Origin of the sequence: Arcobacter sp., from assembly GCF_050300555.1 — a bacterium.
Classification (GTDB): domain Bacteria; phylum Campylobacterota; class Campylobacteria; order Campylobacterales; family Arcobacteraceae; genus Arcobacter.
Map to the genome: position 1 here is coordinate 1 of NZ_JBNKXY010000124.1, position 743 is coordinate 743.

General features: G+C 39.3%; 1 protein-coding gene. It reads right to left on the bottom strand.

Annotated elements, in window-relative coordinates; genetic code table 11:
- Positions 1-256: 256 nt before the first annotated feature.
- The coding region (locus ACQY5W_RS13120) for a hypothetical protein (protein ID WP_428025423.1) at positions 257-743 on the bottom strand (487 nt) is incomplete at its 5' end.

A 743-nucleotide genomic window follows, 5' to 3' on the forward strand; every position in this document is an offset into this window, starting at 1 on the left:
AGCATTAGCACAAACAAAATTAATAGAGTTGAGTGAGCATGTGCACTTTTGTGTAAGAGGTTGAAAGTGTCTTACCGATGTTACCACAACCGAATGAGATATTTGTAGCATGGCATGTTCATCTTGTAGATTGTCATGAGAGCACTTGAGCACCTCATGATCCTTTTGCAACTTCACATGCTTGCTAGTGAGCACTTCAAGTTGAGTCTTGAGATTAGCATTCTCCTTTTCTAGTGAATCTACACAAGAGGAGACATTAGTAGCACAAGCATATTTCTTTTTCTAAATTTTCATATTTATCAATCAAGGAGGTATGAGAGTGCTTGAGTTTCTCATGCTCTTCATGTAGAGCCTTGAGCTCTTCAATTTTGCCAATGAGATACTCTTCTTGTTGTTCAAGTTGCAACTCTTGTTCTTTATTTCTTTCATTGAGCCTCTTGATTTTGATTATATCTTTCTTGCTTAGCTTATCAAACTCAAGATCATCTTTGTCTTCTTTTTCATCTTCTTCTTCTTTGCTCTCAACCCTCGGGGGCTTCTTCTTTTTCTTACCTTTAGCCACAAGGCACTTCCCATGACTTGTAGAAGGCAGAGAGCTAGTTTGAAAAGTTGAATTTTGATTTGATCGATGACGCTTCTTTCGCTGGAGTCTTGAGCCAGCTGACTTAGCCATACCGGTCTGACCGGTTTTTACAACCAGTCTGACCGGTTTGGTCAGACAATCAACTTCTCTTGAGTCTTGT